The organism is Streptomyces lunalinharesii, assembly GCF_039532155.1.
GTDB lineage: Bacteria > Actinomycetota > Actinomycetes > Streptomycetales > Streptomycetaceae > Streptomyces > Streptomyces lunalinharesii.
Genome location: NZ_BAAARK010000022.1, coordinates 123,826 through 139,160 on the forward strand (window position 1 = coordinate 123,826; position 15,335 = coordinate 139,160).

At 72.8% G+C, this 15,335-nt stretch carries 12 protein-coding genes; 3 read left to right on the top strand and 9 right to left on the bottom strand.

Features of this window, described 5'->3' with window-relative positions; genetic code table 11:
* Positions 1–261: 261 nt before the first annotated feature.
* Positions 262–1,602, bottom strand: a complete 1,341-nt coding sequence (locus ABD385_RS28330) for a UDP-glucose dehydrogenase family protein (protein ID WP_344581396.1) — start codon at positions 1,600–1,602, stop codon at positions 262–264.
* Between the two features lie 206 nt (positions 1,603–1,808).
* On the opposite strand from ABD385_RS28330, the gene ABD385_RS28335 reads away from it, so the two are divergent.
* Positions 1,809–2,981 carry an acyl-CoA dehydrogenase family protein gene (locus ABD385_RS28335; RefSeq protein ID WP_344581398.1) on the top strand — a complete coding sequence of 391 codons (1,173 nt, stop codon included), beginning with the start codon at positions 1,809–1,811 and terminating at the stop codon, positions 2,979–2,981.
* A gap of 75 nt (positions 2,982–3,056) precedes the next feature.
* Here the strand turns inward: ABD385_RS28335 and ABD385_RS28340 are convergent, their stop codons facing one another.
* Positions 3,057–4,352, bottom strand: a complete 1,296-nt coding sequence (locus ABD385_RS28340; protein WP_344581399.1) for an LCP family protein — start codon at positions 4,350–4,352, stop codon at positions 3,057–3,059.
* A gap of 284 nt (positions 4,353–4,636) precedes the next feature.
* On the opposite strand from ABD385_RS28340, the gene ABD385_RS28345 reads away from it, so the two are divergent.
* Positions 4,637–5,191 (top strand): acyl-CoA thioesterase, encoded by a 555-nt coding sequence (locus ABD385_RS28345; RefSeq protein WP_275464403.1) that lies wholly within the window; start codon positions 4,637–4,639, stop codon positions 5,189–5,191.
* A 27-nt stretch (positions 5,192–5,218) separates the two neighbouring features.
* Here ABD385_RS28345 and ABD385_RS28350 read toward each other — a convergent pair whose 3' ends face one another.
* Genes ABD385_RS28350 through ABD385_RS28360 form a run of 3 tightly spaced genes read right to left on the bottom strand, consistent with a single transcriptional unit; the run spans position 5,219 to position 7,773 of the window.
* Positions 5,219–5,818, bottom strand: coding sequence for a VanZ family protein (locus tag ABD385_RS28350; RefSeq protein WP_344581401.1), 600 nt, complete (start codon positions 5,816–5,818; stop codon positions 5,219–5,221).
* A gap of 45 nt (positions 5,819–5,863) precedes the next feature.
* Positions 5,864–6,316 carry a hypothetical protein gene (locus ABD385_RS28355; RefSeq protein WP_344581403.1) on the bottom strand — a complete coding sequence of 151 codons (453 nt, stop codon included), beginning with the start codon at positions 6,314–6,316 and terminating at the stop codon, positions 5,864–5,866.
* Entirely contained in the window at positions 6,313–7,773 is a 1,461-nt protein-coding gene (locus tag ABD385_RS28360; protein ID WP_486388772.1) for an LCP family protein, read from the bottom strand. Before ABD385_RS28360 ends, ABD385_RS28355 begins: the two co-directional genes overlap by 4 nt.
* Before the next feature lie 293 nt (positions 7,774–8,066).
* Here ABD385_RS28360 and ABD385_RS28365 point away from each other — a divergent pair, with 293 nt between their 5' ends.
* Positions 8,067–9,095 carry a glycosyltransferase family 2 protein gene (locus tag ABD385_RS28365; RefSeq protein ID WP_344581405.1) on the top strand — a complete coding sequence of 343 codons (1,029 nt, stop codon included), beginning with the start codon at positions 8,067–8,069 and terminating at the stop codon, positions 9,093–9,095.
* A 52-nt stretch (positions 9,096–9,147) separates the two neighbouring features.
* On the opposite strand, the gene ABD385_RS28370 is transcribed toward ABD385_RS28365, so the two are convergent.
* The 4 genes from ABD385_RS28370 to ABD385_RS28385 all read right to left on the bottom strand — a co-directional run bounded on the left by ABD385_RS28370 (position 9,148) and on the right by ABD385_RS28385 (position 15,333).
* Positions 9,148–10,905: an LCP family protein gene (locus ABD385_RS28370; RefSeq protein WP_344581406.1), complete on the bottom strand. Its 1,758-nt coding sequence runs from the start codon at positions 10,903–10,905 to the stop codon at positions 9,148–9,150.
* Between the two features lie 148 nt (positions 10,906–11,053).
* Positions 11,054–12,814 (bottom strand): LCP family protein, encoded by a 1,761-nt coding sequence (locus tag ABD385_RS28375; RefSeq protein ID WP_344581409.1) that lies wholly within the window; start codon positions 12,812–12,814, stop codon positions 11,054–11,056.
* A 251-nt stretch (positions 12,815–13,065) separates the two neighbouring features.
* The gene (locus ABD385_RS28380) at positions 13,066–14,364 is read right to left on the bottom strand and encodes an LCP family protein (RefSeq protein ID WP_344581411.1); all 1,299 of its coding nucleotides are present in this window, start codon (positions 14,362–14,364) and stop codon (positions 13,066–13,068) included.
* Positions 14,365–14,574: 210 nt separating this feature from the next.
* A complete protein-coding gene (locus tag ABD385_RS28385; protein WP_344581414.1) occupies positions 14,575–15,333 on the bottom strand; it encodes a TIGR03089 family protein in 759 nt (252 codons plus the stop codon).
* Positions 15,334–15,335 lie beyond the last annotated feature (2 nt).

Genomic DNA, 15,335 nt, shown 5'->3' on the forward strand with positions numbered 1-15,335 from the left:
GGACGTAAAGCGCAGCAGTCCTGCACACCACCCCCGCAGGCCCGACACCGCCACCCGACAGCCCCGCGCAGCGGACAACGCCCCGCGCCGCAGGCGCAACGGCGAGACGCCACACGGCGGCAAACCGGCAACGTACGAGCAAGCCCCGCGCAGCGGCAGGCGCAACGGTGGGAAACCCCGCAACGTGGGAACAGGCCCGCGCCGCCAGGCGCAAACCGCAACCACCACGGCGGGAAAGAAAAAATCGTGGGAAGCCAACCGCTACGCGGTGGGCCGCCCCAAGGCCCGGTACGTCCAGCCGGCCTTGCGCCACAGGGTCGGGTCGAGGGCGTTGCGGCCGTCGAGGATGCGGCGTTCGCCGGCGACCTCGGCGAGTGCGGCGGGGTCCAGCTCGCGGAACTCGCGCCACTCGGTCAGGTGCAGGACGACGTGTGCGCCGCGCACCGCTTCCAGGGCGCTCTCCGCGTAGCCGAGGGTGGGGAACAGCCGCTGGGCGTTGGCCATGCCCTTGGGGTCGTAGACGGTGACCTGGCCGCCCTGGAGGTGGATCTGGCCGGCGACGTTGAGGGCGGGGGAGTCGCGGACGTCGTCCGAGTCGGGCTTGAAGGTCGCGCCGAGGACGGCGACCCGCTTGCCGAGGAAGCCGCCGCCGACGGCGTCCCGGGCGAGTTCGACCATGTGGCCGCGGCGGCGCATGTTGATCGAGTCGACCTCGCGCAGGAACGTCAGGGCCTGGTCGGCGCCGAGTTCGCCGGCGCGGGCCATGAAGGCCCGGATGTCCTTGGGCAGGCAGCCGCCGCCGAAGCCGATGCCGGCCCGGAGGAACTTCTTGCCGATCCGCTCGTCGTGGCCGATCGCCTCGGCCAGCTTCACCACGTCGCCGTCGGCGGCCTCGCACACCTCGGCCATGGCGTTGATGAACGAGATCTTGGTGGCCAGGAAGGAGTTGGCGGCGGTCTTCACCAGCTCGGCGGTGGGGTAGTCCATGACGACGAACGGCGAGCCCTCGGCGATCGGGGTGGCGTAGACCTCGCGGAGCAGCGCCTCGGCCCGTTCGCTGGTGACGCCGGCCACGAGGCGGTCCGGGTGCAGGGTGTCCCGGACGGCGAAGCCCTCGCGCAGGAACTCCGGGTTCCAGGCGAGTTCGGCGTCGGCGCCGGCGGGTGCCGCGGCCGTCAGGCGCCGGGCGAGCCGGGCCGCGCTGCCGACCGGCACCGTCGACTTGCCGACCACGAGGGCGGGCCGCGTCAGGTGCGGTGCCAGCGCGTCGAAGGCGGCCTCGACGTAGGACATGTCGCAGGCGTACTCGCCGTGCTTCTGCGGGGTGTTCACGCAGACGAAGTGGACGTCACCGAAGGCGCCGACCTCCTCGTAGGAGGTGGTGAAGCGGAGCCGGCCGGTCGAGCCCTCGATGCCGGCGACGTGGCGGCGCAGCAGCTCCTCCAGTCCCGGCTCGTACATCGGGACCTCGCCCCGGCGGAGCATCTCGATCTTTTCCGGCTGCACGTCCAGGCCCAGCACCTCGAAACCCAGCTCGGCCATCGCGGCGGCGTGGGTGGCACCGAGGTAGCCGGTGCCGATCACGGTGATCTTGAGGGCCATTGAGGGGCTCCAGACGTCTGGCGGAAAGTGGTGCCGACCGAGCATATCCGCGCACGGAACGCCCTCTCCCGACCGTGGTGGGCCCCATGGGGGACTGTCGGGAACCTCACCTACCCGCGGCCCCGGTATCCGCCCTAGAATCCCTTCTCAGTAAGGGTTACTTAACGGTAGTTAGCGCTGCCGGCACCTCTGGGGAGTGAGAGACCTTGGCGGGAACCGCTGATTTCGATCTGTACCGGCCGTCCGAGGAGCACGACATGCTCCGCGAGTCGGTGCGCTCGCTCGCCGAGGCGAAGATCGCGCCGTTTGCCGCCGCGGTGGACGAGGAGGCCCGCTTCCCGCAGGAGGCGCTGGACGCCCTGGTCGCCAACGACCTGCACGCCGTGCACGTGCCGGAGTCCTACGGCGGCGCGGGCGCCGACGCGCTGGCGACGGTGATCGTCATCGAGGAGGTCGCCCGGGTCTGCGCCTCGTCGTCCCTGATCCCGGCGGTCAACAAGCTGGGTTCGCTGCCGGTGATCCTCTCCGGCGGCGAGGAGCTGAAGAAGAAGTACCTGACACCGCTGGCCAAGGGCGACGCGATGTTCTCGTACTGCCTGAGCGAGCCGGACGCCGGTTCGGACGCGGCGGGGATGAAGACCAAGGCGGTGCGGGACGGCGACTTCTACGTCCTCAACGGCGTGAAGCGGTGGATCACCAACGCCGGCGTGTCGGAGTACTACACCGTCATGGCCGTCACCGACCCGGAGAAGCGGTCCAAGGGCATATCGGCGTTCGTCGTCGAGAAGGGCGACGAGGGCGTCTCCTTCGGCGCCCCGGAGAAGAAGCTCGGCATCAAGGGCTCGCCGACCCGCGAGGTCTACCTCGACAACGTCCGCATCCCCGCCGACCGCATGATCGGCGCGGAGGGCACCGGCTTCGCCACCGCCATGAAGACCCTGGACCACACCCGCATCACCATCGCGGCCCAGGCGCTCGGCATCGCCCAGGGCGCGCTGGACTACGCCAAGGGCTACGTCCAGGAGCGCAAGCAGTTCGGCAAGCCGATCGGTGACTTCCAGGGCGTGCAGTTCATGCTCGCCGACATGGCGATGAAGCTGGAGGCGGCCCGGCAGCTCACCTACGCGGCCGCGGCCCGCTCCGAGCGCGTCTCGGCCGGCAGCAAGGGCGAGGACCTGACCTTCTTCGGCGCCGCCGCGAAGTGCTACGCCTCCGACGCCGCCATGGAGATCACCACCGACGCCGTCCAGCTGCTGGGCGGCTACGGCTACACCCGTGACTACCCGCTGGAGCGGATGATGCGGGACGCCAAGATCACGCAGATCTACGAAGGCACGAACCAGGTGCAGCGGATCGTGATGGCGCGGAACCTGCCGTAGGCAGGGTTCGCCCTACGGGACGGGGCCCCGACCGCAGATGCGGTCGGGGCCCCGTCCCGTAGGCGGCTGGTCCGGTCAGCTGTTGCCGCCGGAGACGGTGACCGGCTCGTCGTTGTTGAGCTGCTGGACGAGCTGCTTGAGCTTGGCCTGGTCCCAGACCAGGTTGCCGCCGACGGTGCCGGAGATCGGCATGTTCATCGACTTGCCGTTGCCGCTGCTGACGTCCTTCATCGCGAAGAACATCTGGCCCAGGTCCCACAGGCTCATGTCCTTGTCCACCTTCAGCGTGTCCAGGCCGGCGCCCAGCGTCGGGTAGAGCTTGAAGGGGTTGAGGATGGTGCCCGGGGTGGCGGCCTGCTTGGCGACGGCGGCCAGGAACTTCTGCTGGTTCTTGGTGCGCTGGAGGTCCTGGGAGGCGAAGGCGTGCCGGGTCCGGACGAAGGCGAGCGCCTGCGCGCCGGTGAGGGTCTGGGTGCCGGCCTTGAAGTCGGCGCCGGAGTCCTTGTCCTTGAACGCCTGGGGGATGTTCATCTCCACGCCGCCGAGCGCGTCGACGATGTTGGCGAAGCCGGCGAACCCGATCTCGACGTAGTGGTCGATGTGCAGGTGGGTGTTGTACTCGACGGTGCGGACCAGCAGGTCGGGGCCGTCCTCGGCGTAGGTGGCGTTCAGCTTGGTGTGCCGCCCGGACGCCGGGTACTTCTTGCCGGAGGTCGAGCCGACGTACGAGGGGATCTCGACGTTGGAGTCGCGGGGCAGGGATATCAGCGTCGGGCCGTTGCTGCCGTCGTGCAGGATCAGCATCGAGTCGGTGCGCCCGCCGTCGGTGGGGCCGCCGGTGTGCAGCTGCTTCTTCATCTCGTCGGTCATGCCCTCGCGGCTGTCCGTGCCGACGATGAGGTAGTTGGTGCCGTCGCCGGTCGCGGGGCGGTCGATGACCTTGCTCAGGTCGACCTCGCGGCGCAGCTTGCCGTCCGCCCAGAAGTAGGTGCCGATGGAGGCGGCCAGCACCACCACGACCAGGATGATCAGGGCCCACTTGATGCGGCGGCCCCACCGCGGGCGCGGGCGGGCGTCGTAGCCGTCGCCGCCGCCGTAGCCGTCATCGCCGCCGCGGCCCCGGCCGCCGCCCCCGCCGTAGACCTGGCCGGTGTTGTAGCCGTCGTCGTGGCTCCGGGACTGCTGCGGCGGCACGCTGCCGCCGCGCGGCGAGAGCGAGGGCGGCAGCGGGGGCTCGTTGCGCTGGTAGCCGGGGCCTGCGTCGCGCCGTACGTGCGGCATGGCGCGCGCGCCCTCCGGCTCGGCGCCGCTGCCGCGCCCGTACCGGTTGCCGCTCTGGTCGCCGGACCGTCCTTGGGGCCACTCATTCATAGAGGGAAGTGTGCACGCCGCGGGGGTCCGCTCCATAGGGCGGGTACCGGATCGGTCCTCGGCTGTTGCAGAGCTGATGCAAAGCGACGCAGCCCTAACGGGCCATACCCCGAAGGGCCCGACGATTCCGGCGCGGCCATCGGAAGCAGCCATTCCGGATGGTTCCCGGCGTCGGGGAGGAGAGCCATCTCACGCCCCCGCCGAGAGCTGCGTCACGCCGGCCCCGGGGCGTTCCCCGGCCCGCGCCGTACGGTCCCGTACGGCACCCGCTTACGCTGTTCTGCATGACCGACCTCGCCACCAACAGTCCGGAGGACGCCCCTGCGGGCAAGCCCACCTCCGTCTCCCGCACCACGCTGTCGCACATCATGACCGCGGCCGACACCAACCTCCTCGGCACGGTGCACGGCGGCGTGATCATGAAACTGGTCGACGACGCCGCGGGCGCGGTCGCGGGCCGGCACTCCGGCGGCCCCGCGGTGACCGCGTCCATGGACGAGATGGCCTTCCTGGAGCCGGTCCGGGTCGGCGACCTCGTCCACGTCAAGGCGCAGGTCAACTGGACCGGCCGGTCCTCCATGGAGGTCGGCGTCCGGGTGCTGGCCGAGCGCTGGAACGAGTCCACCCCCGCCCAGCAGGTCGGCTCGGCCTACCTCGTCTTCGCCGCCGTCGACGAGCACGGCAAGCCCCGCACGGTGCCGCCGGTGGTCCCCGAGACCGAACGCGACCGGCGGCGCTACCAGGAGGCCCAGATCCGCCGGACGCACCGGCTGGCCCGCCGCCGCGCCATCAAGGAACTGCGCGAGCGGCGCGCCGCCGAGGGCCTCGACGACGCCTGACCGCGCCGGTCGGCCGGGCGGCGGCGCTCACGCCTCCTCGGGCGCGGGCGCCGCGGCAGGGGCCGCCTGGTCGGGCAGCGTCCGGTGGTGCAGCACCGCCGCGGCGGCCTTCGCCAGCAGCGCCAGTGCCGCCCCGAGGACCGTCCCGGCCGCCGCGCACAGCACGTCGTCGATGTCGGCGACCCGGCCCGCCCGCATCAGCAGCTGCGCCACCTCGATGGCGACGCTCAGCCCCACCCCCAGCAGGAACGCGCCGGCCGCCGACCACCGGGGCGCGGCCCACCGCAGCAGCAGCGGCAACGGGACGAAGAGCGCGGTGCCGGCGATCTGGCGCCGCACCAGCAGCGCCACCTGGCCCGGCTCCAGCTGGGCGCCCAGTTCGAGCAGTCCCTCCCCGGGGCGCCACCAGATCGTGGCGTCCCCGGAGCCGATCGGCTGGGTGGGGGCGAGGGTGACCACCAGCGTCACCAGCAGCCAGGCCGCCAGCAGCACCCGCGCGGTGCTGCGCGGGGCCCGCCGGTGCGGGGCCCGCAGCGCCCACAGCGCCAGGCCCAGGGCCAGCGCCAGCGCCCCGAGCAGGAAGAGGACCACCGTCGTCGGCGTGATGGCCAGGACGACCTGCCACATGCTCCGCACCCACCTTTCCGGACCCCGGACGCCGCCGGCCCGGAGTCAGCCGCAGCTCCACTTGGTGACGAAGAGCGTCGCGGTGTGTTCCATGACGCCCCGGATGCACTCGTCCGGCAGCATCTCCACCCGTCCGCTCAGCCGGAGCGTGCCGCCCTGGGTCCGTCCGGTGCCGAACCAGCCGGGGAACGCGGTGATCCGGGAGTTCTTGCGCTGGTAGCCGAGCCGGACGGTGAGCTCGCCGGGCATCGGCTCGTCGCGCCGGTAGACGGCGGTGTAGCGGCCCGGGGCGCCGACCGGCCCGCGCAGGCACAGCCGGCCGCGGACCAGGACGCCGCAGCCGGTCGGCGCGTCCGGGGCCGCCGGGGCCGCCGCCGCGGTGGCCGCGAGGAGCGCGAGCACGCCGACGGCGGCCGCGGTCCGGCCCGCGCGGTGCCGCCGGCCCGGCCCGGGCGGCGGCGGCCCCGGCGCGGTCCGTCGGGGCGCGGGAACGGTCATCGGCACACCGCTTGGTCACCGGTGATCGCCGCCAGGGACCCGGGGGCCGGCGTCGGCTCCTCGGCCCGCACCGGCCGCACCGCCCGGAAGCCCGTCCCCACGGTGAGCCGCATCACCGGCCCCTGCCCGGCCGTCGGCCGCAGCCGGGCGCCGGGCAGCGCCGCGGCCAGCGAGCGCGCCGAGCGGTCCCAGTGGGGGTCGTAGGAGAGCACCGTCTCGGTCGCGGCGCCGTGCGCCCCGTCGCCGGGCACCTCGGTGGTGAAGCCGGTGTCGTGCAGCTGCCGGGTGACCTGGGCGGCCAGCCCGGGCCGCCCGGTGCCGTTCTCGACCTGCACCCGGACCTGCCCGGGCGGGACGTCCACGACCGGCGCGGCCGGCGCCTTCGGGTCCGGGCGGGCCGCGAACGGACGGTCCTCGCGCAGCGCCCGGAACAGCTGCGGCGCCCGGACCGGGTCCCAGCGGACCGTCGAGCCCAGTCCCGGCACGTTCTCGGCCTCGCCGCGCAGCGGCACCGAGGCGAACTCCGAGGAGGCCGGGCCGAAGCCGCGCATCGCCTGCGCCAGGTCGGCCAGGTCGCCCGCCCCGAAGCCGTCGTCGGCCCGCACCGAGCGGAGCATGGCGTCCGCCACCTCCTTGAAGCGGACCGGGTTCATCAGCACCCCGGACGAGGTGATCCGGTCCAGCAACGCGGCCAGGAACCGCTGCTGGCGCTGCATCCGCCCCAGGTCGGCGGAGGCGTCCACGTGGCGCGAGCGGACGTATTGGAGCGCCCGGCCGCCGTTGAGCCGCGAGGTGCCGGCCGGCAGGTCCAGCCCCGAGTAGCGGTCCCGCAGCGGCCGCACCGTGCACACCTCCACCCCGCCGACCGCGTCCACGGTCCGCATGAAGCTGGTGAAGTCGACCTCCAGGTAGTGGTCGATGTGCACCCCCGTCATGTGCTCGACGGTGCGCACGGTCAGGTTGGGGCCGCCCTCGGCGTAGGCGGCGTTCAGCTTGAGCGCGTGCCGCGGGTGGCGCCGGCCGTCGGCGTCCTGGTGCGCGGGCACCTCGGCGTACGAGTCGCGGGGCAGGCTGACGACGCTGGCGCGGCTGCGGTCGGCGGACAGGTGCACCAGCATCAGGGTGTCGGTGCAGTGACAGGGGTCACCGCCCAGGTGGTACTTCTGCTTCTCGCCGTCGGTCAGCTTGTCCCGGCCGTCGGTGCCGACGACCAGGAAGGTCAGGCCGGCGCCGCCGCCGGGCCGGTCGCTGATGCCCTGGAAGGCGTCCACCCGGCTGATCCCGGTCTCCACGCCGGTGACCATGGCGTGCCCCACTCCGCTCGCGGACAGCAGCAGGGCGGTCGCCGCGGCACTGATCCGCACCCCCCAGCGGGCCTGCCGCGGCCGGCATCGCAGGCGGCGACGGGACCGTCGGGGGCGTCGGCCCGGGACGGTGCGGGAGGAGGGGGACGGCACGGTCACGGGCCACCTCCGCGGTGGACGGGGACAGGGGCGGCGGGGCCGCGCGGGCGGGTCCGGCCGGTGCGCGGACGGGTGCGGTGCGGACCCCGTCACGGAACGGACCGGGTCACCATAAACCCGTACGATCTGCATCAAAACGCCACACACCGGGCGGTCGTCGTCCGGCCACCCGGTTGCCGTCCGAAGGGGTCGCCCGTTCGCGGTACCGTGAGGCGGAATACCGCAGTCTCCCGGCGGGCGCTGCCGCCCCGATGGCGGCTCGCCGCGGGCCGTACCCCCGAGGAACCATGCCCCAGCAGCAGCTCCCGGCCGTCTCCGTGATCATGCCGGTGCTCAACGAGGAACGTCACCTGCGCAACGCGGTCCGGCACATCCTGGCGCAGGAGTACGCCGGCGAGATGGAGGTGGTGATCGCCCTCGGCCCCTCCACGGACCGCACCGACGAGATCGCCGCGGGACTGGTCCGCGAGGACCCCCGTGTGCACACCGTCGCCAACCCCACGGGCCGCACCCCGGCCGCCCTGAACGCCGCGATCAAGGCGTCCCGGCACCCCGTCGTCGTCCGCGTCGACGGCCACGGCATGCTCTCGCCGAACTACATCGCCACCGCCGTGCGCCTCCTGGAGGAGACCGGCGCGGCCAACGTCGGCGGCATCATGCACGCCGAGGGCGAGAACGCCTGGGAGGAGGCGGTGGCCGCCGCCATGACCTCCAAGATCGGCGTCGGCAACGCCGCCTTCCACACCGGTGGCGCGGCCGGCCCCGCCGAAACGGTCTACCTCGGCGTCTTCCGGCGCGAGGTGCTGGAGCAGCAAGGCGGCTACAACGAGGAGTTCATCCGCGCCCAGGACTGGGAGCTGAACTTCCGCATCCGCGAGGCCGGCGGGCAGGTCTGGTTCTCGCCGGAGCTGCGGGTCCAGTACCGGCCGCGGCCCAGCATCAAGGCGCTGGCCAAGCAGTACAAGGACTACGGCAAGTGGCGGCACGTCGTCGCCCGCTACCACTCCGGATCGATCAACCTGCGCTACCTCGCCCCGCCGACCGCGGTCTGCGCCATCGCGGCGGGCCTGGTCGTCGGTGTGGCCGTCACGCCCTGGGGCCTCGTCGTCCCGGCCGGCTACCTGGCCGCGATCACCGCGGGTTCGCTGCCGGCCGGCAAGGGCCTGTCGTTGAAGGCCCGCGCCCAGATCCCGCTCGCCCTGGCGACCATGCACCTGTCGTGGGGCACCGGCTTCCTCACCAGCCCGCGCGCGCTCGCACAGAAGGTCATCGCCAGCCGGCGGCCCGCGGTGGTGCCGGCCCCGGCCGCGGAGTAGCCGCCCCGGTGCGCGCCTTGCGGGGCGCGCACCGGCACGGCGCGTCGGCGCGTCAGAACGAGTACTGCGGATTGACCTTCATGCAGGCCGAGGAGTCCTTCTCCGCGTTCAGCGGGTCCGCGCTCTTGGGGGCCTGGTGCGCCGACCCGCCGTCCCCGCCGGCCGCCGCCGGGTAGGCCGTGCCGGTTCGCCAGTCGTTCCCGACCACCAGCCGCATCGTGCCGACCGCGGACGACTCCCGCACCGCACCGCTCGGCAGCCCCAGGGCCTTGGCGAGCGCCAGGGCGTCGCCGCGCTGGGCGGCGTCCCGGTAGACCAGGGCGGTGTCGGCCCGGCTGGTGAGCCGGGAGTCGGTGCGCGCACCGGTGTAGCCGAGCGCGAGCAGCCGGTCGTGCAGCTCGTTGGCGCGACCGCCCGCCGGGCCGCGCGCACCCTCGGTGCCGTTCTGCACGACGACCTCCAGCTTCGCCTTGGGCGTCGACGCTCCGGGCTCCGGCGTCTTCTTGGTGCCGGTGCCGGCTCCGTCCTTGCCGCCCTTGCCACCCTTGCCGTCCAGCGCGACGTCGTTGCGCAGCATCGCGAAGGTCGCCTGGGCCTCACCGGGCTTGGGGAGCACGTACTCCTCGCCGGGACCGTACTGCCACGGCATGGTGGCCATCGTGATGCGCTGGGTCGGCACCCGCTGGAGGTCGCCGCCCAGGTCGTAGAGCTTCTTGACCGAGCCCAGCCCGTCGTCGACGGTGAGCGCGCTGGTCGCGGCCTCCGCGAGGTCCCGCAGCTGCACCGGATCGGTGAGCTTGGTGCCCTGCTTGAGCTGCCGGATCATCGAGTTCATGTACATGTGCTGGGCCTTGGCCCGGCCGATGTCGGTGTTGTCCTCGAAGCCGTAACGGGTGCGCAGCCACTGGAGCGCCTGGACGCCCTGGACGGAGTGGGTGCCCTTGGTCAGCTTCAGCCCGCTGCCGTGGCCCCTGCGGTCGTGCGAGTAGACGTTGCGGTCGACGCAGACCGGCACCCCGCCGACCGCGTCGGCCATGTCCACCACCCCGGCGAAGTCGACCATCATGAAGTGGTCGATGTAGACGCCGGTCAGCTCCTTCCAGGTGGCGACGGTGCAGCCCGGACCGCCGTGCTGGAGCGACTCGTTGATGGCGGCGGTGGTCCGCGGGTAGACGTGGCCGTCCTTGGGGTCGGTGCACTGCGGGATGTCCACCCGGGTGTCCCGCGGTATGGAGAGCACCGACATGTTGCTGCGGTCGGCGCTGACGTGCAGCAGCATCTGCACGTCCGCCAGCGGTTTGCGGTCCGCGTCCTGGCGGGCCCCGCCCAGCTCGATGTTCTTCTCGCTGTTCCGGCCGTCCGAACCCACCAGCAGGATGTTCAGCGGCGTCTGCCCGAACGCGTTGGGCTCCGGCTTCGCCAGTCCGCCCGGCCCGAGGTCCAACGCCTCCTTGCGGAGGTTGGAGTTCAGGTGCTGGTAGTAGAGGTAGCCGCCGGTCGCCCCGGCCACCAGCAGCACGCCCAGGCCCAACGCGGTCCAGCGCAGCACCCGGCGGCCCCTGCGGCGGCGCGGCCCCCGTCCCGCGCGGTGCGCGGCCGGCTCGTCCCCGGGCGGACCGCCGTCCCCGTCGGGAGCCGGGCCGCCGGCACCTCCCTCGGGGGCCCAGCCCGGCGCGTCCGGGGGCAGTCCCTTGTCCTCGAAGCCGTCCGGAGCCGTCCAGCCGAGCCGCTTCGGCTCGGGCTCCGCCTCCGACTCCGCTTCCCGCCGCCCCCGACGCTGCCCCTCACCGCGCACACCGCTCTGCGGCATTCGGCCCACTCCCCGTCGTCCGTTCCGGTGCGCGCGACGGCCCGGCCCGAGGGCCGGTGCCGCCGCAGCGCCCGGCGCGAGCTCCGGCTCCGTCGGCCGCGGCGGACGCCGCGCCCGCTACGGGGCGCCCGTGCCGGGGCCCGCCGGATTACTTCGCGCAGATGTTCTTGTCATCTGCATTGACGTGCTGAACCCCCTCCGGGGTTTCGGTCGGAGCCTCGATCGGTGAACCCGGGGCGGTGAAGTCCTTGCCGAGCACCAGCTTCATCGGGACCCGCGCACCGGCGTCCGCGGTCGCCTGCTTCAACGCGCTCTTGGGCAACCCCATCCATTCCGCCAGCGTGGCGGCCTGGTCGGCCTGGTTGGGCGCGTACTCCAGGCGCGTCGCGGACAGCTTCTCCGGGGCGTTGCCGGCGTTGGTCGAGAGCCGCGCGCCCTTGTTGTTCTGCAGCCAGTCGACGGTCTCCTGGGCCGCGCCGAACGGCCCGCCCCCGTTGGTGACGTCGACCCGGACCAGCTCCGGCGGGGCCTTCTTGACCGGCGCGGACGTCTTGCCGCCCTTGTCCTTGGCGGCCTTGGAGAGCGTGTGGTCCTGCTGCACCATCTTGAACAGCGGGTCGGCCTTGGCCTGGTCCAGTATCACGGTGGCCTTGTCCTGGGGGTTGTCCAGCACCGGGACGGTGGCGAAGGTGATCTTGTTGAGGTCGACCTTCTTCAGGTCGTTGCCGAAGTCCATCAGCTTCGAGGCGCTGCCGATTCCGGTGTCCACGGTCAGCGCCTTGGTCGCGGCCTGCGCCACGTCGAGCAGCTTGCTCGGGCTGCTGAACGCGCTGGACTTCAGCTTGCGGATCAGCGATCCGACGAACTGCTGCTGGAGCTGAATCCGACTCAGGTCGCTGCCGGTGCCCACCGCGTGCCGGGTCCGCACGAACGCCAGCGCCTGCTCGCCCTTGACGACGTGCCGACCGGCCGTCAGCTTCAGGTGCGACTTGGGGTCGTCGATGTCCTTGCCCGCGCACACCTCGACGCCGTCCACCGCGTTGGACAGGTCCTTGACGGCGTTGAAGTCGGCCATCATGAAGTGGTTGACCTTCACGCCGGTGAGCTTCTCGACGGCCCGCCAGGTGCACCCCGGGTCCCGACCCTCCTGCCCCAGGCTGGTGTTGAACCGCACGTGCTGCTGGCCGGGGATGACCTTCGTCGAACCGTCCGGCTGCTTGGTCGGACAGTCCGGGATGTCGGTGATCAGGTCGCGCGGGATGCTCAACGCGGTGGCGTTGGTCCGGTCCTTGGACACGTGCATCAGGATCGTGGTGTCCGCGTGGCCGACGCTGCCCGAGTCGCCGTAGCCGGCGTCGCCCTTGCCGGTGCGCGCGTCGGTGCCGATGACCAGCAGGTTCACCGGGCCGTCGGTGACCGCGGAGTTTTCTTCGCCGACGTCGACCTTCTTGATGTTGCCGTCGAGCTGCTGGTAGATGACGAACGCCGTGCCGCAACCGGCGACGAGCACGAAGCCCACCACACCGGCCGTCCAGTACACGAACTTCCGCTTGCCCGACTTCTTCGGCTTGGGCCTGCGGCGACCGGCCGCCGCGCCACCAGCCGCCGCCGCTGACCCGGCCCGTTCCGCGGCCCGGCGCGCCGCCCGACCGCCCGCCGCGGGCTCGCCGGCGTCGTCCGTGCGCCGGCCCCGCTGCACCGGCAGCGGACGGGTGTCGGTGTCGCCGCCCCCCGCGCCCGGATTCCTCGCGGAACGTCTGCCGGGCGCCTTGCGGTCGGCGGGCCGAGCCGGGCCCTGACCCGTCGGGTCAAGTCGCAACTCGTAGTTGCCGGTGTTCGGATCGAACACCCACTGATCGGCGGGGTCGACGTTGTCGTCGCCCGCCTGCCCACGGCCTTGCGCGTCCACGGTGCCTTGAGTCCTCCGTCGGTACCCCGCGGCGCCATCCCCTCAAGGCGCTCGGTCGGTCGATCGCGTAGTAAATGATTCAGTACTTGGTCGCCGGTCAACGGTCATCGGTCAGCTGGTCGAGCGGACCGGATCGCTCACACTATCCGCCCAGTTCAGCGTCGGGCGACGCCCGTGACACATTCCACTTCCCTACAACTGGGCAATCCGCCCATTCCCTTCGAGGCGCCGCGGCGCACTTTGCGGCCTTTTTATTCGCAGGCGCCGTGTTCTGCGGTGGTTCCGGGAAAAGCCGGTGGTGAACTCGCGGCGGGCCCCGGCCGACCGGCCCGGCCGTTGCCGGGTGCCTTACCGACCGCCTTACCGAGCGCGTTGTCGATCGCCTTGTCGTCGGCCGCCGCGGACGGCGGCTGCGGCACCACCGTCACCGATTGATCCTTGCGCAGCTGCCCGAAGAGCCGTTCCGCATCGGGTTGCACCAGCTCATCGCGATTGGAGTCGTAGCGGTACGCGGTGCGCGGCACGGTCAGGAACTGCACGTGCGCGGTGGGAATGCCGCGCATGCTGCGGACCAATTCGTACAACCCCCTCAGGGAAGCCAGTCCGGCATCGGTCGTCAGGGAACTCGTCGCGGCATCCAGCACCGGATACAGCCGCATCGGATTGAGCAGCACACCATTGCTCTGCACTTTCTTCACCAAAGCGGCGAGGAACTGTTGCTGCCGCTCCATGCGCTGGGTGTCGCTGCCGTCGCCCAAGCTCTTACGGGCCCGCACGAAACCGAGCGCCGCCTCGCCGCCCAACGTCTGCCGACCGGCCGGCAACGTCACGTGCGCCTCGTCGTCCTCGATGGGCCTGGCCAGACACACCTGCACCCCGTGCACCGCGTCCACCATGTTCTTGAAGCCCGTGAAGTCCACGATGACGTGGTGGTCGATCCGGATCCGGGTCATCCGCTCCACCGTGCGGATCGCGCACGCCGCACCGCCGAACGCGAACGCCCAGTTGAACTGCACCGTCTGCGGCGCCGACTCCGTCCCGTCCGCGCGCTTGCAGTGCGGCACCGTCACCATCACGTCGCGCGGCACGCTGACCGCGGTGGCGCTCTTCCGGTCCGCCGCCAGGTGCAGCAGGATCGTGGTGTCCGAACGCTGGGTGCCGCTGTCCGCCCCGTACTCGCCGTTGTCGCCGCCGCGGTTGTCCGAGCCGATCAGCAGGATGTTCTGCGCGTTCGGCGGGCCCGCCGGCGGGCGTTCCGACTCGTACTTCTCCAGCTCCCGCTCGGTGGCGCTGTCCGCGCGGATGTTGCCGTTGAGCCGGGTCCAGACGGCCCACCCCATCCCCGCCGACGCCAACACCGCGACGGTCAGCACCAGCGCGGCGGCCCGCAGCCAGTGGCGGTGCCGCGGCGCCGGGGTGCGCACCGGCCCGGGCCGGTCGGCCGCCAACCGCCCGACGGGCCGCGCCGGCCAGCCCCGGAACCGCGCCCCGCGCCCACCGCCCCGTGAAGGACGCCGGCGGCCGGGCGGGGTGTCGGGGCTCTCGGTCACGGGGCGTCCCTCCCTCACGGCGTCGGCGACACGCTCCCGCCGCCGGGCACCGCCGGGGAGGAGACCGCCGGACCCCGTACCGGGGAGCCCGTACGCGCCGGGCGTACGTACACCGAGCATGGCCCCGCGGGGCCGGCGCGGCCCGTCCGGCGGGACTCTCCTGCGCCGGACGGGGGAGCCGGCGCCCCCGGGCCGGGCCGCCCGCCCCGCCTACGGGCGCGGCACGGTGAAGGTGACCTTCTCGGTGGCCTCCCGCGCGGCCAGCGCCGCCGCGTCCAGCCGGTCCGCGTGGCGGCACAGCACCACCGAACCACCGGTCGCCAACGGCGCGTACAGCCCGAACGACAGGCCGCGCCAGGTGTCGTACGCCAGCCCCGACAGCACCCGCGGCGCCGCCGGCAGCCCGGCGTCCGCGACGTCCGCCGCCGCCCGTCGACCGATGCCGGCACCGGTCAACTCCACCCCGTCGACGACCAGCGCCGGCGCGCCCGGATCCACCGGGACGAACGGCGCGAACCGGTCGCCCTGGGCCGGCACCTCCACCGCGTAGTCCGCGAACCCGGCCGGCGGCTGCGGGAACCGGCCGCCCAACGGGCGCAGCGCCAGCGCCACCCGCTCCCCGGAACAGGCCCGCGCCGCGTCGAGCGTGTCCGGGCCGCTGACGACGAGGTCCGCCGCGGCCGGATCACCGCCCACGTCGGCGACCACGCCCACCGACGCGCACGCCACCAACCAGACGGCGGTCTGCCAGTGCGCGGGCAACAACAGCGCGAGCCGGTCGCCGGGCTCGGCGGCCAGGTCGCCCTGGAGGTAGTTGGCGGTCTTCGCCACCCAATTGGCGAAGGTCGCGACGGACAGTTCCACCCGCTCGCCGGTGGCGTCGTCGTAGAAGGTCACCAGCGGGCGGGCCGGGTCCGCGGCGAGCGCGGAACCCAGCAGGTCGGCGGGGGTGCGATCGGTGGCGTTCATCG